This is a genomic window from Zobellia alginiliquefaciens, from assembly GCF_029323795.1.
In the GTDB taxonomy this organism is placed as follows: domain Bacteria; phylum Bacteroidota; class Bacteroidia; order Flavobacteriales; family Flavobacteriaceae; genus Zobellia; species Zobellia alginiliquefaciens.
Genome location: NZ_CP119758.1, coordinates 3291223 through 3312736, shown reverse-complemented (window position 1 = coordinate 3312736; position 21514 = coordinate 3291223). Strand labels below are relative to the sequence as shown.

The following is a 21514-nucleotide window of genomic DNA, read 5'->3' as shown; positions in this document are numbered from 1 at the left end:
GGTAACCAACTATACCGTTTTAGTTGGGTTTTACCCGGTAGGTTATTCGTCTATTTGTAATTACCGTATAAGCCTTAACGATGCTCAAAGGAGAAAACTCAGAAGTAGAGTTTGCCAATGTAGCCGTGGTAGTTACCGTGCTACCTAAACCGACACCTGAAGGTAGTGGAATACTGAACTTAAACTTGTTGGTATTGTCCACATTATTATCATCATCGTTATAAGCGGTAATTCTTGATTCCGAATCAGTACCAGAACCTTCTACCATGGTTGCTAGGTACCGTTGCCCCTCGCCATAGTCATACGTCATTCCTAACCTATTATCTCCTACGGTGGCGGTACCTTCATTAATATCGGTTGCAAAAAGCTCTATTGTAGCTCCCGGTCTTGACCAACCTTCTACCACTAAATTTGTTCCGGAAACATATGCCCCCGTAATTATAGGGAAGTTTAAAAGCCCGTTTGGACCATTGTCCGTGTCTCCAGAGTCATTTATAGTTACGCCATCACCTAGTCCGTTTGACACATCAATATCGATACCTAAAGCGGGACTAGCTGTTCCGTTGTTATAAATAGAATTTCTAGAAATCAGATTTCCAGAAGTATTGCCACCGCTTAAAACAATACCCGCACCTCCATTAGAAGCTATAGTATTGTTTGTTATTGACGAATTGCTTCCATCTAAACGAATACCTACGTTTGCGACCTCTCCTGTACACTGACCTCCATCTTGACCTGAGTTGGAAATTGTATTTTCCGTAATTGTCAAAGAACCGCTTATCCCTTCCGCATCAATACCTAAGGAAGCAGCTCTATCAATTAAATTTTGTTGGATTACGATACCGGAGCCACCACTAACTTTTATATTATCGAAACAAGCATTGTTTCCATTATCCGTAATATGATTATTTTGGATGATTGTTGATGTACCTCCGTTTACCAAAACACCTTCGTCCGTGTTTCTCGCAATATAATTACCGTTAATAATTGATACCCCTCCTGTAATTTCAACACCATAGTTAATATTACCAGAGGCATTTCCAAGTGCATTCACGCCTAAGAAACTGTTTGAAATTGTAGCTGAACCACCTTGAACGATAACACCTGCATTATTATTGGCACGGACAGCAAGATTACGTGCTACCACATCGGTACTGTTCAATTGAAGGACATCACCGGTAGCACTATACAGTTCTATTTCAGGTCTATCAAAATTGGGCAAATTTATATTTGATGTTCCTACCCCCGTGCCTCCAGAACCGACATTTCCCGTGTTTGAATTTCCTGAATATGCGGTCTGTGTACGACCGTCGATAACCGTATTTGTACCAGTAACCACAGGCAATATGTAGGGATTAGACATGGTTATAGTAAAGTACCCATTCGCAAAATTTGCATCGGCCGTTCGCCCTAATGGATCCCCTGTAGTAGGTATCATAAATATGGAGGTGTCCTCACCGGCGGCAGGATCGAATATACCGTTTGCTTCGATATCTAAACCAACTTCACCTATGGCATTGGAATTCAATATAAACTGAGTAAGCGAACCTTGCCCTGTTTCATTAGTGTTAACTACGGTATTAAAATTAAATCCAAAATTAATACCTACAACACCGTTACCGGCTACTTCAACACTAGATATACTTTGAGCATTATTAAAAACACCTAAAGACACATCTTGGGTTGCTGTTGGATCGGTTCCTCCAACCTCATCGGTTATATCCGTGATACTACCTGATATCATTTCAGTTTTATAAGTCTGAACCGGATAACAGGCAGAGCAGTTCGCTCCACTATCCCTAGTGGACCTGACCGTTGAGCTTACTACTTTTATAAAATAGTCGCCATCGGCCATGCCTCCAAACGAATAATTCCCATTTGCCTCTGTATTTTTTCTTTGGATAAAAGTACCCGAAGAATCAAAAAGTTCTACGATTGCACCCGAAATTCCTATTCCTCCCGAAGCCAATTGATCACGGCCCGCACCACCAGGATAATTAACATCTTCAAAAACACGGCCTGCAATTAAGTTGGACGGTACTTTTAACACCACGGCTGCAGAAATCACAAAATCCTGACCTACATCAACGTTTGCTGTAACCTCACTATCCGCAGGTTGTATGAATGATGAAATATCATACGTATCTAAATCCACACCGTATGTACTCGCATTGTTATATACAGGACCAACAGTATTGTCATAAATTGTGGAGTTATATGAATTGTTACCTGTTTGACCTCCATCGCCTGTAAGCACAAAATTCTGGTTTCTTTGATTGGTAATGGACAACTCCTCAGGATTGGTAGAACCTGAACTAGATCCGTTCAGATCAGGGTCACCCTCCCATGATAAAAATGAAGCTTTGGCACCTGTTCCCGATATGGCATAAAATGAATCCAACGTAAAAGAGTTCCCGTCATTACTAAGTCCATCAAAACCTTGATACAAATTAATATTTACGGCCGGCAAAGAACGATCTTCATAAAAAACCATTAATGCCCAACCCCCTAGAACCGTACTCGTACTGCAGTATTCACCCGTATTATTTATGGTAAGTCCACTAAAATCAAAAACATTACTAGACAAGTCAGTTACTCCTTGAACTATAGAGGTAACATCACTTACATACCCAAAAAAGTTCCTATTGCCTAAAGATGTCTGATATAAAAAATTAGCAGAAACGCTTTGACCTTCAAAAGTTACATCTGCATCACGTACCGTGCTTGAATGCGACCAGTAAAGGTATGCTCTTTCTACAGAAGCCGTTGCCGGAACAGGAGAAACCAAACTATTGGATGATGATGTGGTAACCGCACAGGGACTAGCACCATTAGGGCTTGTACGTAGCGTTCCCCCAGTAGTTGAATAATCATAATACCCATCAAATTCTTGAAATAAGGTTAATGGGTCATTCGCTAAAATTTGAGAATTTATGGTTCCCTTACCCGTGTCATTATAATTGACCACTGTATACTGAGCAGTTGCTCCAGTAAAAACAATATCAAAATCTTCTGCAAATTCCGGAACCCCATCATTGGCTATAGGCACCGAAATGGTCTGAATATTATTCAACTCACCTGTAAACGTCAACGTTCCCGATGTGGCGGTATAATCACTTCCTGCCAATGCCAATCCGTCTACGGTTTCAAAATCTACCGTAAAAGGAGCTTCAACAAAACCGAATAAAAATACGTTTCTACCATGTGCTGCTCTGGTAGACCGAACGGTAAACACGGCATTACCCACATCTTCATCAATTGTAATATCCTCAATAACAATTATTGGGCCGTCTGGAAAACAATTAATTTCAGCCTCCCAACCAGCACCTGTATTGCTTCCATTAGAAACAAACCTAAATGTTAAACAGCCTGATGCTGCTGAAGAATTTATTGATGTTGGCACATTTGCACTATCATACTGTCCTATTAAGGTAGCACCGGTTGAATTACCATCATATATGTACAGTACATCTCCTGAAACTATCTCAAAGCTAGTAAAATTGACATTCAAGTACGTGTCTGCCGTATCCGGACATATGGTATACGTTACATCTTGGTTGTTGGAATAGTTAGAAAGTCCACCTGGATCAAAGAAAGTATCACTACACGTAGTAGCACTACCTCCATCCGTCATTATTAGGGCATCATCATCTATTATCGTTCCTGTAGCGGTGTCACTAATATCTACTTGAGGGTCTGATGCCAGAGTAAACTCCAAAGTAAAATTTTCAGGATTCTCTATAGTTCCATCATTTAAAATAGGGACAGTTACAGTTTCCGTATCTCCTGCCGTTCCATTAAAGTTTAAAATACCGGATGTTGACGTGTAATCGTTACCATCAATAGCCGACCCATTTACCGTTTGATAATTAACCGTAAATGGAGCCGTTGCGTTTGTACCTGTATGCCGTACCGTAAAAGTAGCATTGCCCGCATCTTCATCTATCGTTATATCATTTACTTCTATTACTGGGATAGGTGCTGGAAAAGTTGCTGTTATCTGAAAATTGTCAATGTAGGCATAATCATCATTTCGCCAGTTACTATTAGTCTTAGCAAACCTTACCGTAGTAGTTGCCGAAATAAATCCTGAAATATCTTGACTGAATGTTCCTGTGCTATTGTTTCCTGTAACAGTACCAACTGTAGTATACGAAGCACCTCCATTATTTGAAACTTGAACGGCCAATGCTCTATTTCCCCCAAGACTTATAGCTTGCCAATTAAAACTCAACACTGCTGTTGCTGCTCCATTCAAATTAGCAGACCTACGTATAGTTTCGCTGTAAATCCAATATAGTTCTAATCGGTTACTGCTTATTCTAATATATTGACTAGCAGGCCCATTATTTGTATCCCCTGTTTCTATCCAATTGGTAGAAAAGTTAGAAGTACCATTGTTGTTGGAATAGGATACACTGCTAAAATTGTCACGATAGGTTTCCTGAGCGACCAACTGTAAAGAACACAGCATCGCCAAAAGAACATAAAAAAACTTGGTATGGTTAAACAACATTTTTAGCAACTCAATATAGCTTTGAATATTTGCCGACCGAATAGATCGAACGCATGAACGAGCAAATATATCTGTACTTAAGCTACTTAAGAAAAATTTGTTGTGAAGACCTCAATTGTAGGCGTAACGGATTGTTTTTGCAATGTTAAGGTATTTTAAAGTATGTTGAATTGCCTTTAAAATATATACGTAATCGATTAAATACCCATCTATTTTGTAAAGACACATCAAACAAAAAAGGCCGCTATTTGTTATAGCTGCCTTCTCAAATATTATTAGATAAAAATTATTCAAGAATAATAAATTCTGATCTTCTGTTCAGTTCATGGTCTTTGTCTGAACATTTGACACCATTGGCACATTGGTTGATCAATTTAGTTTCCCCGAAGCCTTCGCTATCCAATCTCTCTTTGGCGATACCTCTTTTTATCATATAATTAACCGTAGATTCTGCACGTTTTTGAGAAAGCCATAAGTTATATGAATCTTTACCTCTACTATCCGTATGAGAATTTACTTTGATTCTTAAACTTGGATATTTTTCCATTGCAGCAATCACCTTTTCAACCTCTATTTCAGAATCCTTACGGATATTGTACTTATTAAAATCGAAATAAATCGTACTCAATTGAAGTAGTTTGGCTAAATCATCTCCAAAACCTGCGGTGACAGAGTCTCTTTCCAAATAGAAATCAATTGTCTTTGGCTCTCCGTCAGATTTACTTAAGTATTCCTCTGATGGAATATAACCTTCTGTCATTGCTCTTACAAAATTACCTTGAGTACAATCTACCAATAGGCTATACTTTCCTTCGGCATCTGTAATGGCCGACATTACTTCTTCATTATTTTCGTTGATGACCTTAACCGATGCCCCAATTAAAGGTTCATTAGATATTTTGTCCCGCACCACACCAGTAATAGCTTGTTCACAGTCAATAACTAGCGACCTGGTTTCCAAGAAGGCGTAAATATCATCGGCTCCCTGCCCTTCCGAACGGTTAGAGGCAAAAAACCCTTTTTTTGTTTCTTCGTTGAAGATAAACGTAAAGTCATCCATTCTTCCATTGACGGGTTCACCCACGTTCATAACGTTTCCATCTAATCTTCCATTGGCAACTTTAGTAGCAAAAATATCCAAGCCTCCAAGTCCTGGATGACCGTCAGAAGAAAAATATAGAATGTCTTCACTGGTTATAAAAGGAAATGTTTCTCGTGCCTCCGTATTGATAACCGGACCTAAATTTTCAGGCGTTCCGTAAGTTCCGTCTTCGTTTATGGAAACCCTAAAAATATCGGATTCACCTAAAGTACCAGGCATATCCGAAGCAAAATACAGGGTCTTTTCATCAAGACTTAATGTTGGGTGTGCCACTGAATAATTGTTACTATTGAACGGTAACTCTTCAATTTCGGACCATACGCCTTCAATCATTTTAGCTTTGAATACTTTAAGACGAATTACTCCATTATCGTCTTTAATATATTTACCAGCCTTAAAGTTATTCCGTGTAAAATAAAGAACATCCCCAGCCTTGTTCACTGTAGAAGTTGATTCGTGCAATCTTGTATTCACATGATCTCCAAACTTAATAACCGTGCCTTGAGAAATACTATCGGCATTTACCTTGTATAAATCCAAAAAATCCTTTGAATTCCAAGTGTGACGGTATCGGGCAAAGTTACCGGTATCCCGATCTGAAGAAAAAATAAGCCCCTCTTTATAAAAAGAAGGTGCAAACTCTGAATATGGAGAATTATATTGAAATGGCGAAACGTTATATCTGCCTGAATTCCTTTTGATATCGTTTAAATAGTCTTTCTCATCCTTATAGGCAGAAGCTCTCACATCATCTGACGTAGCTTCTAAAAACTTGGACATAACTTCTTTGGAAGCATCATACTCTTCTAAAGTTTTTAAGGTCTGAGCATATCTAAAATAATACTCTGGACCAATTTCACTGGGATACTCCTCTACTAGCCTCTTATATGTTTTTGCCGCATCTTCATAATCTGCATTGTAATAGTAAGAGTTACCTAATTTTTTAAGCAAATCTGCCGAGGCATACCCACGGTCCAAAACTTTTTTATAGATATCTATAGCTGGACTGAACGAGTACTCGTCATATTTTTCATTGGCTTTGGTAATTAACTTTTCTTGGGCAAAACCACTCTCGCCCATAACAAAGACCAAAATAAATAGAATGTGTATTTTTTTTATCATAAGGCAAGGGTTTAGAAGAAACGAGGAGATACTAGTTTTTCAAATGACTTCACCAATTCCCATCTTAGAAAAATTTCAAACGATCCGCTGTTGAACTGGGTACTACCAAAATCCGTAGTTTCCTTGTCATAGGCCAATCCTAGCATAATTTGGTCAGATATCTGAAAGCCTGCAAGAGCGCTCACCGCAGCATCCCATCTATACGCCGCTCCAAACGAAAATTTCTCGGCAAAAAGAAAATTAGCGGATACGTCTACTTGAAGTGGAGCACCACCAACCACCTTTGTTAAAAGAGCTGGCTTGAATTTAAGATTATCGTTCAAATCAAATACGTAACCCGTAATCAAATAAAAGTTTACACGGTCTTTTGCTAGAAAATCTATCTGATTAGCATCATTATCCTCCGTGTCAAAATGTTCAACCTCCAATAAATTAGGAGCAGAAAGTCCCGCATAAAATTTATTGGTATGATAGTACATACCCAAACCTACATTAGGAGAAAATCTATTTTCAATATTATCCGTACCTACAGCTTCTTCAAAACCAGGTCTCTGTCTTAGTTGTTCAAAATCCAAATTCAGGATATTTCCTCCTAATTTTAATCCAAACGATAATTTTCCTTTTAGAGAAACATCAATTGAATAAGAAATCAACCCATCAATATATGTTTCCTGTACGGTACCTTCGCCTATTTTGTCATTTACCACAGATAACCCATACCCTACATTACTGTTTCTAATAGGAGAATGTAAGTTGATGGTAAAAGTCTCCGGAGAACCGTCCAAACCAACCCATTGCGACCTATATAGACCCGCTATACTGAGCTGCCCCCTAGAACCCGCATAAGCCGGGTTTACACTCATAGTATTAAACATATATTGTGTGTACTGGGCATCTTGCTGGGCAGAAGCTGTTTGACAATATATCAATACCAAAAATAAGGCGGCCAGTAGTTTGTTTTTTAAAATCATATCTACTTTAAAGATTATTTACTGATGTAAATATAACCACTATCGGTTACATTTTGTTGGTTCGCAGTGTTGTACTCAAAGATATAAAAATACACGCCCGCCGGCAGATAGTCTTGACCGCTTATAGTTGAGCGACCTTTTGATCTACCATCAAAAACATTGTTCTGATTGTTATACTCTTCTCCTTCATAAACTGCTACACCCCATCGGTTAAAAATCTTAAGGCTATTATTTAGTGCTTTGTCCACGTTTTCAATCCACAAGAATTCATTTTTACCATCACCATTTGGCGTCACCATTTGCATAACAACAATCTCAGTATCCTCTTCTGGATCTAGGTAGGAAGGAGTACCATCTCCATCTAAATCATCATCAGTGGGATCTCCGTTGTTGTTTCCGTCCTCGTCAGGTGTATCAATTCCATCACCATCATCGTCTAAATCTCTGTAGTTTACATCTTCCGTACCATCTGTGTCAGGTAAGTCATTCGCTGGATCATCTATTTCATCATTGACATCAAAACCATCGTTGATATCACTTCCTTCGTAACCGTCGTCTAAACCGTCGCCGTCCGTATCCGTTCCTGTAAATGATTGATCAGGAGCACCGTCATAGTTAAAGTCATTGCCCTCATTATTATCGAATACCAAATCGTTATCACTATCCAAGTCTATATAATCTTGCTCATCAGTACCATCTGTGTTGACTGGATTTAATCCGTCCGGGTAAGCTGAGTTTAAACCATCGTTCTCCGCATAAGTTGCCTCGTCATCATCATTTGGCGCAATGTAGCCATCTGTGGTCTGTGCTTCTACATTGTCCGGAATACCGTCGTCGTCAGAATCAATATCTAAATGGTTTGGTCTGCCGTCACCATCAGAATCCAATGGATTAGTCAATGGGTTATCGTCACCGTCCGTATTTGGATCTTCTACCGTATCTAAAATCCCATCATTATCATCATCTAAATCTACTCTGTCCGGAACGCCATCACCATCTGTATCTCTGTCATTATTAGGGTTAGGATTAGAGTCTGGATCTAAATAATCCGGTGTGCCATCCTCATCCGTATCATCATTAGTTGGGTCGCCATCACCGTCTGCGTCTTCATCTGGTGTATTGTAACCGTCTCCATCATCATCTAGATCGCGATAGTTTACGTCCTCAGTACCATCTGTATCCGGTAAATCATTAGCTGGATCATCTATTTCATCATTAACATCAAAACCATCATTAACATCGCTACCCTCGTAACCATCATCTAGACCGTCTCCGTCTGTATCTATCCCCGTATAGGTCTGATCAGGAATACCATCAAAGTTGAAGTCATTGCCTTCATTATTATCAGGAACCGTGTCATTGTCACTATCCAAGTCTATGTAATCTTCTGTGTCTTCACCATCTGTGTTCACAGGTGTAAGACCATCTGGGTAAGCTGAGTTTAAACCATCGTTGGCTTCATAAGTTGCTTCATCGTCTTCGTTTGGCGCAATATAACCCTCTGTAGTTTGTACTTCAACATTGTCTGGAATACCGTCATCGTCAGAGTCAATATCCAAATGATTTGGAATACCATCTTCATCCGTATCCAAGGGGTTTGTTAACGGGTTATCATCACCATCTGTATTAGGGTCTTCATCCGTATCCAAAATACCATCGTTGTCATCATCCAAATCCGTTGAGTCCGGAACACCATCGCCATCTGTATCGGTAGTATTATCTTCATTAAATTCAAGGTAATCCGGTGTTCCGTCTCCATCTGAATCATCATTAGTTGGGTCACCATCTTCATCTATGTCTTCATCTGGAGTATCAATACCATCTCCATCATCATCTAAATCACGATAATTTACATCTTCAGTACCATCCGTATCCGGTAAATCGTTAGCTGGATCATTAATTTCATCATTTACATCAAAACCGTCATTAACATCGCTTCCTTCGTATCCATCATCCAATCCATCTCCATCTGTATCTATTCCAGTATAGGTCTGATCAGGAATTCCGTCAAAATTAAAATCGTTTCCTTCGTTGTTATCCGGAACATCATCATTGTCACTATCTGCATCAAGATAATCTTCTACATCATTTCCATCTGTATTCACAGGAGTTAATCCATCTGGGTACGCAGAATTTAAACCGTCATTTGAAATGTATGTAGCTTCATCATCCTCATTAGGAGCGATATACCCTTCAGTGGTCTGGGCTTCTACATTATCTGGAATACCATCGTTATCAGAATCAATATCCAAATGATTTGGAATACCGTCTTCATCTAAATCATAAGGGTCCGTTAGTGGGTTATCATCACCATCAATATTAGGATCTTCATCCGTATCGAGAATACCGTCATTATCATCATCCAAATCTGTAACATCCGGAACTCCGTCATTATCAGTATCTACCTCAAGACATTGAACTGGAATAATACTTAGATGTATTCCGTTAATTGGAGCATCAGAAGTTGTATAAAATTGAACTTCATCAACTAAATCTTGGGACTCCCAAGTGAAGCGACTACTAGAGTTTATATCATTATCAGTTGTATTTTCAACGTAATAATCATTTCCATCATTACCTGAAATAACACCGTTGGGCAAAGTATTTGTTCGGATATACGCTACATCATCAAGCGCAATAATCCCATCCCTATGATTTGCATCTACTCTAATAGAATGTTCTGCAAGAATTTTTACAGGAACTGTACCGGAGAAAGAAAAAGTAGTTGGAATACTATTATTTACCTCAAAAGACCCGCCAGAACTTTTAGTATTTGCTCCGGTAACAGAAACCAAAACACTACCAGCAGGAAGCCCCCATTTTGAACTTAAATCTACATTCTCGGCGGAAAGACTACCATCAGTAACTCCATCTTCAAAGCCAAAATCATCACCGAAAATTTCAATAGTAGTAAATTCTATACAGTCATCAGTGTTGGGCATGTTAGCTGCTGCTCCTCTAACACTTTCAACTTTCGCATCATCTTTGCCACTAAGTTTATCAATACTACTTTCATTAGCGTACAATGAAGAGCCTAAACCAAAAACGGCCAAGGTAAAGGTATACGTCACAGTTTTAACCGCAACATTTTTAAAATTTAGTAGAGTAATTTTTTCCATAAATGTTTAGCTTTCATTAAACTAATCACCATGGCGTGTAGGTAAAAAAGTATGCAGTAAGAAGTTGGGACACTTCAATTCTAGGTGCAAGATATATTTAATATTTCGTTAACCAAATTGTTTTGAAAGTATAAATTATGAATTATCTTCTAAAGACATATATATTCGGTAAAGGGCTGAAAACAATACCTTTCTACTCATTTTAGAACCAATAAAATTGAACATAACTTAAGTTCATGATTAACGAAATCGATATTTTTTGCAGTTTACCGATTTACATAAAACCATAGCTTTTTACAGTGCCCCTAGAGCTATTTAGCTCAGTTTTTACTAAACTTAAGTCAGGTCATAACTATAATTTAACGTATTTTTGCCCAAATTTTCTTCATGAGTTTTAAAGATGAGATTCAACGGCGTAGAACCTTTGGAATAATTTCCCACCCAGATGCAGGTAAGACCACATTAACGGAGAAACTTCTGTTATTTGGTGGAGCTATTCAGGAAGCTGGAGCCGTAAAAAATAATAAAATAAAGAAAACAGCCACTAGTGACTTTATGGAAATAGAGCGCCAAAGGGGTATTTCTGTGGCTACTTCAGTCCTGGCGTTTTTATACAAGGATAAAAAAATCAATATTCTTGATACTCCCGGTCACAAAGACTTTGCGGAAGATACGTTTAGAACGCTTACCGCAGTAGATAGTGTCATAGTTGTGATCGATGTTGCCAAAGGTGTGGAGGAGCAAACCGTGAAATTGGTGGAGGTTTGCCGTATGCGCAACATTCCCATGATTGTTTTCATAAATAAATTGGATAGGGAAGGTCGTGATGCATTTGACCTACTTGATGATTTGGAACAAAAATTGGGTCTTGCCGTTACGCCTTTAAGCTTCCCTATTGGTATGGGGTACGATTTTAAGGGAATCTATAATATCTACGAGAAAAACATCAACCTTTTTAGCGGAGACAGTAAAAAGAACATTGAAGAAACCATTGCTTTTGATTCTATAGAGAGTCCGGAGCTAGAACAAATTATTGGCAATAGTGCCGCCGAAGAGCTGCGCGACAATCTAGAATTGGTAAGAGGTGTATATCCGGATTTCGATAAGCAAAGTTATTTGAACGGAACGCAACAACCCGTATTTTTCGGCTCTGCCCTAAATAATTTTGGTGTCCGTGAGCTATTGGATTGTTTTATTGAAATAGCTCCTTCTCCCAGACCAAAAAAAGCCGAAGAAAGAGTTGTAAATGCCAATGAAAAAGAAATGTCCGGTTTTGTATTTAAAATACATGCCAATATGGATCCTAAGCACCGTGACCGATTGGCATTCATTAAAATTGTTTCGGGGACTTTTGAACGAAACAAGCCCTATTTGCATGTCAGAAATGGCAAAAAACTAAAGTTTTCCAGTCCAAACGCCTTTTTTGCCGAGAAGAAAGAGATTGTAGATATATCATACCCAGGAGATATTGTAGGGCTTCACGATACCGGTAATTTTAAAATTGGTGATACATTAACAGAAGGCGAAGAGCTCCACTACAAAGGCATTCCAAGCTTCTCTCCGGAGCATTTTAGATACATCAACAATGCCGACCCAATGAAGTCCAAACAACTGTACAAAGGTATTGATCAGTTAATGGATGAAGGTGTAGCGCAGTTATTTACCCTTGAGATGAACGGAAGGAAAGTTATTGGTACCGTAGGAGCCCTACAGTTTGAAGTTATCCAATACCGTCTTGAACATGAATATGGAGCTAAATGTACGTACGAGAACTTCCCAGTATTTAAAGCTTGTTGGGTAGAACCAGCGGACCCTAAGAACGAAGAGTTTAAAGAATTCAAAAGGGTGAAGCAAAAGTTTTTAGCAAAGGACAAGCGAAATCAACTGGTCTTTCTTGCGGATTCACAGTTCTCCTTACAAATGACACAACAAAAATACCCAAGTGTAAAGCTTCACTTCGTTTCTGAATTTGATTAAGGACAAAAAAGAGTTAATAAAAAATGCCCTTTGCAGCTGCAAAGGGCATTTTTTATTTTAAGCCTCTCCTGTTGGGCCAAAATTCATAGGTATTGGTGGTTGCTCATAGTCCTTTATAGTTCCATGTGCCGCCTCAAAACGCTTTACATTATCATTCAACGCCTTTAAAAACTTTTTGGCATGTTGTGGTGTTAAAACTATTCTGCTCTTCACCTTAGCTTTTGGTGCTCCGGGCATCATACTAATAAAATCAACTACAAATTCTGAAACTGAATGGTTGATAATAGCTAAATTAGAATATATCCCTTCCGCTGTCTTTTCATCCAGCTCTATATTAATCTGGTTTTGCTTTTGTTCTTTTTCGCTCATATATAGAAAAAATAAACCCTCAATAGAAACTATTGAGGGTTTGAATTATTTGAGTTTAAAATTTCAAGGCTTCTTTGCGCGCCATGATTTCATCATACTCTTCTTTAGAGCCTACAATGATGTTGCTATAGTCTCGCATACCTGTACCTGCTGGTATTTTATGACCAACAATTACATTTTCTTTCAAACCTTCTAACGTATCTACTTTACCACTAACAGCAGCTTCGTTCAATACTTTAGTCGTTTCTTGGAAAGATGCTGCAGATATAAACGATTTAGTCTGTAAAGACGCACGTGTAATACCTTGCAAGATAGGTGTAGCCGTAGCTGCAACTGCATCATTTGCCGTTACAAGATTTTTATCTGAACGCTTCAAGACAGAATTTTCATCTCTCAATTCACGAGCTGTAATTATCTGACCCGCTTTAAGGTTATCAGAATCACCAGCATCAACCACAACCTTCTTACCAAAGATATCATCGTTTTCACGGATAAAATCATCTTTATGAACCAATTGGTTCTCTAAGAATATAGTATCACCTGGATCTTGAATACGCACCTTACGCATCATCTGTCTTACAACTACCTCAAAGTGCTTGTCATTAATCTTCACACCTTGTAAACGGTATACTTCTTGAACTTCGTTCACTAAGTATTGTTGAACAGCTGATGGGCCTTTTATTTTAAGAATATCTTCTGGAGTAATAGAACCATCCGATAACGGCATTCCTGCACGAACATAATCATTTTCCTGAACCAAAATCTGATTAGAAAGCTTTACCAAGTATTTCTTGATTTCCCCTAATTTAGATTCAATAATGATTTCACGGTTACCTCTCTTGATTTTCCCAAAAGAAACAACACCATCTATCTCAGAAACAACTGCTGGGTTAGAAGGGTTACGTGCTTCAAAAAGTTCAGTTACCCTTGGAAGACCACCCGTAATATCACCTGCTTTAGCAGATTTACGTGGAATTTTCACAAGTGTTTTACCCTCTTTGATCTTTTCACCATCATCTACCATGATATGCGATCCAACAGGAAGGTTATATGAACGTAATGTTTCACCTTTATTATCTTGTATCAAAAGAGTTGGTATCAACTTTTTGTTACGAGATTCTGAAATTACTTTTTCTTGGAAACCGGTCTGCTCATCAATTTCTACTTGATATGTAACACCTTGCTCAATGTTTTCGTAAGCAATTTTCCCTGGAAATTCAGAAACAATTACACCGTTATATGGATCCCAAGAACAAATTACATCATCCTTAGAAATCGTTGCTCCATTATCAATGAACAATTGAGAACCGTAAGGTATATTATTAGTACTTAATGTTATACCCGTTTTCTTATCTATAACCTTAATCTCAGATGTTCTAGAAATTACGATTGTTGCCGGATTCCCTTCTTTATCTATAGAAACAACAGTTCTTAAATCTTCAATTTCCGCTACACCGTTAAATTTAGCGATCAACTTGTTATCTTCAGAAATGTTACCTGCAATACCACCCACGTGGAAAGTACGCAATGTAAGCTGTGTACCCGGCTCACCAATTGATTGTGCCGCAACAACCCCAACAGCTTCACCTCTTTGTACCATTTTATTAGTAGAAAGGTTTCTACCGTAACATTGAGCACAAATTCCTTTAGGAGCTTCACAAGTCAATGCTGAACGTACTTCAACTTTCTCCACAGGAGAATCTTCAATTCGCTTAGCATCACTCTCCATTATTTCCTGACCTGCAGAAAGTAACTGCTCTTGAGTTAACGGATCAAACACATCATGTAGAGAAACTCTACCTAATATACGTGCTCCTAACGACTCAACAACTTCTTCATTCTTTTTCAATGCAGAAACTTCCACACCTCTTAAAGTCTCACAATCTTCGATATTAATAATAACATCCTGAGAAACGTCTACCAAACGACGAGTTAAGTAACCTGCATCTGCTGTTTTAAGAGCCGTATCCGCAAGACCTTTACGTGCCCCGTGAGTAGAGATAAAGTATTCAAGAATAGAAAGACCTTCTTTAAAGTTCGATAAAATTGGATTTTCAATAATCTCACCACCACCGGCAGTAGATTTTTTAGGCTTAGCCATCAAACCACGCATACCTGTTAACTGGCGAATCTGTTCTTTAGAACCCCTTGCACCAGAGTCAAGCATCATATATACCGAGTTGAATCCTTGCTGATCTTCGCGAATACGCTTCATAGCAAGTTCGGTCAACATTGCATTGGTTGATGTCCAAACGTCAATTACCTGATTATAACGTTCATTGTTGGTAATAAGACCCATGTTATAATTGGTCATAATTCCATCTACCTGACCGTTAGCATCAGCAATCATTTCATGCTTCTCCTTAGGAATAATAATATCCCCCAAACTAAAGGACAATCCACCTTTAAAGGCAAAATCGTAACCCATAGTTTTAATTCTGTCCAAGAAATTAGCCGTTGCAGGTACGTTTGTAACAGCCAAAATATCACCAATAATATTTCTTAAAGCTTTCTTGTTAAGAACTTGGTTGATGTAACCCGCTTCTTCAGGAACGTTTTTGTTGAACAATACACGACCAACTGTAGTAGGTATGATTTGGTTTACCAAATTACCCTCTTCGTTAAAGTCTTTAGCACGTACTTTTATACCTGCGTTCAATTCAACCTGACCTTCGTTAAAAGCAATCTCCACCTCTTCTGCAGAATAGAATGTCAACCCTTCACCCTTAACAGGAACTTCCGGTGTTGATTTTCTTTCTTTGGTCATATAATATAGACCCAGAACCATATCCTGTGATGGTACCGTAATAGGTGATCCATTAGCAGGGTTCAATATATTCTGAGAAGCCAACATTAATAATTGAGCTTCCAAAATAGCTTCAGGGCCTAATGGCAAGTGAACCGCCATCTGATCTCCATCAAAATCCGCGTTAAACGCTGTACACGCCAACGGGTGAAGACGTATTGCTTTACCTTCAATAAGTTTTGGTTGGAAAGCTTGAATACCTAAACGGTGCAACGTTGGGGCACGGTTCAATAGAACTGGGTGACCTTTCAGTACGTTTTCAAGAATATCCCAAACAACAGGTTCTTTTTTATCTATAATCTTCTTAGCGGACTTTACTGTCTTAACAATACCTCTTTCTATCAGTTTTCTGATAACGAAAGGCTTATAAAGCTCAGCAGCCATATCTTTAGGAAGACCACATTCATACAAATTCAATTCCGGCCCAACAACAATTACCGAACGTGCAGAGTAATCAACACGCTTACCTAGTAAGTTTTGACGGAAACGACCTTGCTTACCTTTTAATGAATCAGATAGTGATTTTAAAGGTCTGTTAGATTCCGTTTTAACAGCTGATGCTTTTCTGGTGTTATCGAAAAGAGAATCTACCGCTTCTTGAAGCATACGTTTCTCATTTCTAAGAATTACCTCAGGAGCTTTTATCTCTACCAACCTTTTTAAACGGTTGTTACGGATAATCACCCTTCTATACAGATCATTTAAATCTGAAGTAGCGAAACGACCACCATCTAGCGGTACCAATGGACGCAATTCTGGTGGAATAACCGGAATTACCTTCATGATCATCCACTCAGGTCTGTTTTCTCTGTTTTCTTGAGATTCACGAAGCGCCTCAACAACTTGAAGTCTTTTTAACGCTTCTGTTTTTCTTTGTTTAGAAGTCTCTGTATTCGCTTTGTGACGTAACTGGTACGAAAGTTCTTTTAAGTCTATACGAGCTAAAAGATCTATAAGACATTCAGCTCCCATTTTAGCTATAAACTTGTTAGGGTCCGAATCTTCTAAATATTGATTTTCAATTGGAATAGATTCCAAAATAGTTAAATACTCCTCTTCGGTCAAGAAATCCATTTTATTGATTTCTTCACCTTCAGGACCTTTAGCGATACCCGGTTGAATTACTACATAACGTTCGTAGTAAATAATCATATCCAATTTCTTGGAAGGCAAACCTAAAAGGTATCCTATTTTGTTAGGCAACGAACGGAAGTACCAGATGTGAGCTACAGGAACTACCAAGTTAATGTGCCCTACTCTATCTCTACGTACTTTCTTTTCAGTAACCTCTACACCACAACGGTCACAAACAATACCACGGTAGCGAATTCTTTTATACTTACCACAAGCACATTCATAATCCTTTACAGGACCGAATATACGCTCGCAAAAAAGACCGTCACGCTCTGGCTTGTGCGTTCTATAGTTAATAGTTTCAGGCTTAAGAACTTCCCCTCTTGACTCCGCCAAAATTGCTTCTGGAGAGGCCAATCCGATAGAAATTTTATCAAACCTTTTTACTGGATTATTATCTTTTATTCTAGCCATAATCTAATGGTGATACTAATTAAAATGAGTGTTCTTCAATCGCTACAATCGATTCTATTCTTCCAAACGGATATCCAAGCCCAAACCTTTAAGTTCGTGCATCAATACGTTGAAAGATTCCGGTAAACCGGGTTCTGGCATGGTTTCGCCCTTAACTATTGACTCATAGGTCTTGGCTCTACCGATAACATCATCCGATTTAACGGTCAATATTTCACGTAAAGTTGCCGAAGCACCATATGCCTCAAGAGCCCAAACTTCCATCTCTCCAAAACGCTGACCACCAAACTGTGCTTTACCACCTAATGGCTGCTGTGTGATTAGAGAGTACGGTCCTATAGAACGTGCGTGCATCTTATCATCTACCATGTGTCCAAGTTTCAGCATATAGATCACACCAACTGTTGCCGGCTGATCAAAACGTTTACCTGTTCCACCATCATGAAGGTATGTATGACCAAATCTTGGAATACCAGCTTCATCTGTATACTCATTAATTTGCTCCAATGTAGCACCATCAAAAATAGGTGTCGCATACTTTTTGCCCAACTTAAGACCGGCCCAACCTAATACGGTTTCGTAAATCTGACCAATGTTCATACGAGAAGGTACACCCAATGGGTTCAATACAATATCAACTGGCGTTCCATCTGCCAAGAACGGCATATCTTCCTGACGAACGATACGAGAAACAATACCCTTGTTACCGTGACGACCCGCCATTTTATCACCTACTTTAAGCTTACGCTTTTTAGCCACATAAACTTTAGCCAATTTCATAATACCTGCCGGTAACTCATCACCCACAGAAATTGTAAACTTGTCTCTTCTTAGGTTACCCTGAAGATCGTTTAATTTAATCTTATAGTTGTGGAGTAAATCGGCAACAGACTCGTTTGTATCCTTATCCATTGTCCAGCTACCTCCTACCAAGTGAGCAAAGTCATCTACAGAGTTCAACATCTTAAGTGTGTACTTCTTACCTTTTGGCAATACTTCTTCACCTAAATCGTTCAATACCCCTTGAGACGTTTTACCGTTAATTAGACTAAAAAGTTTCTCGATCAAGATATCTTTCAACTCTTGGAACTTCACTTCGTACTCTAACTCTAACTTGTTAAGCTCTTCTTTATCTTCAGAACGCTTGCGCTTATCTTTAACTGAACGAGAAAACAACTTCTTATCGATAACAACACCACGTAATGATGGAGATGCTTTTAAAGATGCATCTTTTACATCACCTGCTTTATCACCAAAAATAGCTCTAAGTAACTTTTCTTCAGGTGTTGGATCAGACTCACCTTTTGGTGTAATTTTACCGATCAAGATATCACCAGGCTTAACCTCCGCACCAATACGGATCATACCGTTTTCATCCAAATCCTTAGTAGCCTCTTCCGAAACGTTAGGAATATCATGGGTTAATTCTTCAGCACCTAATTTAGTATCTCTAACTTCTAAAGAATATTCATCTACGTGAATTGACGTAAAGATATCCTCACGAACTACTTTTTCAGAAATTACGATAGCATCCTCAAAGTTATATCCTTTCCAAGGCATGAACGCTACGGTAAGGTTACGACCTAACGCCAATTCCCCTTTCTCAGTAGCATATCCTTCACAAAGAACCTGACCTTTCTTAACTTTATCGCCTCTTCTTACAATTGGTTTTAAGTTAATACTTGTACCTTGGTTTGTTTTCCTAAACTTAACCAAGTTGTATGATTTTGAATCTTCTTCAAAACTAACCAAACGCTCAGCATCAGTACGATCATACTTAACCGTAATCATCTTTGCATCTACATACTCAACAGTACCATCACCTTCTGCATTTATAAGTACTCTTGAATCTGAAGCAACTTGACGCTCAAGACCTGTACCCACAATAGGAGATTGTGGTCGTAACAATGGCACAGCTTGGCGCATCATGTTAGAACCCATCAAAGCACGGTTGGCATCATCATGTTCCAAGAAAGGAATAAGTGATGCTGAAATAGACGCTATCTGGTTTGGTGCAACATCCGTATAGTTAATTTCACTTGGATCTACAACAGGGAAATCACCTTCCTCACGTGCAATAACCTTCTCAGTATCTATCTGTCCATCTTCTTTCAAAGGAATGTTTGCCTGAGCAATTTTCATTCCTTCTTCCTCCTCTGCACTTAGGTAAACAAATTCTTCAGTGTTAACCTTAGCATCATCAACCTTACGGTATGGAGTTTCCAAGAAGCCCATTGGGTTTACTTTAGAAAATACCGCTAATGAAGATATCAATCCAATGTTTGGACCTTCAGGAGTTTCAATAGGACAAAGTCTACCGTAGTGTGTATAGTGTACATCACGAACCTCAAAACCTGCACGCTCTCTTGAAAGACCACCTGGTCCTAATGCAGATAACCTACGTTTGTGCGTAATCTCTGCCAATGGATTGGTTTGATCCATAAACTGAGACAACTGATTCGTACCAAAGAAAGAGTTGATTACAGAAGACAAAGTCTTCGCATTAATCAAATCTATTGGTGTAAACACCTCGTTATCACGAACGTTCATACGCTCACGAATAGTTCTTGCCATACGAGCAAGACCTACACCGAACTGAGATGACAATTGTTCACCCACAGTACGAACACGACGGTTAGAAAGGTGATCGATATCATCAATCTCTGCTTTAGAGTTAATAAGTTCGATCAAATATTTAATAATAGTTATGATATCTTCTTTAGTCAAGACCTGCTTGTCCATTCCAATATCCAACTGTAATTTTTTATTCATTCTATAACGACCAACTTCACCTAAGTTGTAACGTTGATCAGAAAAGAATAATTTATCTATAATACCACGAGCAGTCTCCTCATCGGGCGGCTCGGCATTACGTAATTGACGATAGATATGCTCAACAGCTTCTTTCTCTGAATTTGTTGGATCTTTCTGTAATGTATTGTGAATTATAGAATAATCTGATTGCGCATTACTCTCCTTATGAAGAAGAATAGTTTTAACATCAGTATCCAATATTTCAGCAATATGATCTTTTTCTAAAACAGTATCACGATCAATAACTATTTCGTTTCTTTCAATAGAAACAACTTCGCCCGTATCCTCATCAACGAAATCTTCATGCCAAGTGTTCAAAACCCTAGCGGCCAATTTACGTCCTAATACTTTTTTAAGACCTGCGTTTGAAACTTTAACCTCTTCAGATAGGTCAAAAATCTCAAGAATATCTTTATCTCTTTCAAAACCGATAGCTCTAAAAAGAGTAGTTACCGGCAACTTCTTTTTACGATCAATGTACGCATACATTACACCGTTAATATCTGTTGCAAATTCTATCCACGAACCTTTAAACGGTATTACTCTGGCAGAATATAACTTGGTACCGTTTGCGTGAAATGACTGACCGAAGAAAACACCAGGTGAACGGTGCAACTGAGAAACTACAACTCTTTCCGCTCCGTTGATAACAAATGTACCACTTGGCGTCATGTAAGGTATAGTACCCAAATACACATCTTGCACGATAGTTTCAAAATCTTCATGCTCAGGATCGGTACAGTATAATTTTAATCGTGCCTTTAACGGAACACTATAAGTAAGACCACGCTCTATACATTCTTGGATAGAATATCTTGGCGGGTCTATGAAGTAATCTAAAAATTCAAGTACGAACTGGTTTCTTGTGTCCGTAATAGGGAAGTTTTCCATGAAGGTATTGTACAAGCCTTCATTGCCTCTTTCATCAGATTTTGTTTCTAGCTGAAAAAAGTCTTGAAACGATTTAATCTGGATGTCCAAGAAATCCGGATAATCCGGTGTGTTCTTAGCGGATGCAAAATTTATTCTCTCAGTCTGTTGTGTGAACATCTATGGACAGTATTTTGAACGTGAATACTAAATTGGGGTCGTATACCTCATCATATACGTGGGTCTTACTTGTATAAAAAGGCTTAGGTCTAGCTCCGCTAGAAGCGAAGAAAGACCTAA

8 protein-coding genes are annotated in these 21514 nt (G+C 38.6%); 1 reads left to right on the top strand and 7 read right to left on the bottom strand.

Annotated features, from left to right (window positions below; all coding sequences use genetic code 11):
- Positions 1-19 precede the first annotated feature (19 nt).
- From P0077_RS13880 to P0077_RS13865, 4 genes are all read right to left on the bottom strand, one after another.
- On the bottom strand, positions 20-4516 hold the full coding sequence (locus P0077_RS13880) for a beta strand repeat-containing protein (RefSeq protein ID WP_276165814.1): 4497 nt from the start codon (positions 4514-4516) through the stop codon (positions 20-22).
- A gap of 286 nt (positions 4517-4802) precedes the next feature.
- Positions 4803-6740, bottom strand: a complete 1938-nt coding sequence (locus tag P0077_RS13875; protein ID WP_276165813.1) for an OmpA family protein — start codon at positions 6738-6740, stop codon at positions 4803-4805.
- 11 nt (positions 6741-6751) lie between these two features.
- A complete protein-coding gene (locus P0077_RS13870; RefSeq protein WP_276165812.1) occupies positions 6752-7711 on the bottom strand; it encodes a PorP/SprF family type IX secretion system membrane protein in 960 nt (319 codons plus the stop codon).
- A 14-nt stretch (positions 7712-7725) separates the two neighbouring features.
- A complete protein-coding gene (locus tag P0077_RS13865) occupies positions 7726-10830 on the bottom strand; it encodes a T9SS type B sorting domain-containing protein (protein ID WP_276165811.1) in 3105 nt (1034 codons plus the stop codon).
- 387 nt (positions 10831-11217) lie between these two features.
- On the opposite strand from P0077_RS13865, the gene P0077_RS13860 reads away from it, so the two are divergent.
- Complete coding sequence (locus P0077_RS13860; RefSeq protein WP_276165810.1) at positions 11218-12807, top strand: peptide chain release factor 3; 1590 nt, start codon at positions 11218-11220, stop codon at positions 12805-12807.
- A gap of 57 nt (positions 12808-12864) precedes the next feature.
- On the opposite strand, the gene P0077_RS13855 is transcribed toward P0077_RS13860, so the two are convergent.
- From P0077_RS13855 to rpoB, 3 genes are read right to left on the bottom strand one after another with little or no spacing between them, the layout of a single operon-like run.
- Positions 12865-13176, bottom strand: a complete 312-nt coding sequence (locus P0077_RS13855; RefSeq protein WP_038234848.1) for a DUF3467 domain-containing protein — start codon at positions 13174-13176, stop codon at positions 12865-12867.
- Positions 13177-13231: 55 nt separating this feature from the next.
- The gene (gene rpoC / locus P0077_RS13850; RefSeq protein ID WP_276165809.1) at positions 13232-17530 is read right to left on the bottom strand and encodes a DNA-directed RNA polymerase subunit beta'; all 4299 of its coding nucleotides are present in this window, start codon (positions 17528-17530) and stop codon (positions 13232-13234) included.
- Between the two features lie 54 nt (positions 17531-17584).
- A complete protein-coding gene (gene rpoB / locus P0077_RS13845) occupies positions 17585-21394 on the bottom strand; it encodes a DNA-directed RNA polymerase subunit beta (protein ID WP_276165808.1) in 3810 nt (1269 codons plus the stop codon).
- Between the last annotated feature and the right edge of the window lie 120 nt (positions 21395-21514).

Coding starts and splice junctions, on each gene's coding strand:
- P0077_RS13880 (WP_276165814.1), bottom strand. CDS start 4,516: ATGTTGTTTAACCATACCAAGTTTTTTTATGTTCTTTTGGCGATGCTG.
- P0077_RS13875 (WP_276165813.1), bottom strand. CDS start 6,740: ATGATAAAAAAAATACACATTCTATTTATTTTGGTCTTTGTTATGGGC.
- P0077_RS13870 (WP_276165812.1), bottom strand. CDS start 7,711: ATGATTTTAAAAAACAAACTACTGGCCGCCTTATTTTTGGTATTGATA.
- P0077_RS13865 (WP_276165811.1), bottom strand. CDS start 10,830: ATGGAAAAAATTACTCTACTAAATTTTAAAAATGTTGCGGTTAAAACT.
- P0077_RS13860 (WP_276165810.1), top strand. CDS start 11,218: ATGAGTTTTAAAGATGAGATTCAACGGCGTAGAACCTTTGGAATAATT.
- P0077_RS13855 (WP_038234848.1), bottom strand. CDS start 13,176: ATGAGCGAAAAAGAACAAAAGCAAAACCAGATTAATATAGAGCTGGAT.
- rpoC (WP_276165809.1), bottom strand. CDS start 17,530: ATGGCTAGAATAAAAGATAATAATCCAGTAAAAAGGTTTGATAAAATT.
- rpoB (WP_276165808.1), bottom strand. CDS start 21,394: ATGTTCACACAACAGACTGAGAGAATAAATTTTGCATCCGCTAAGAAC.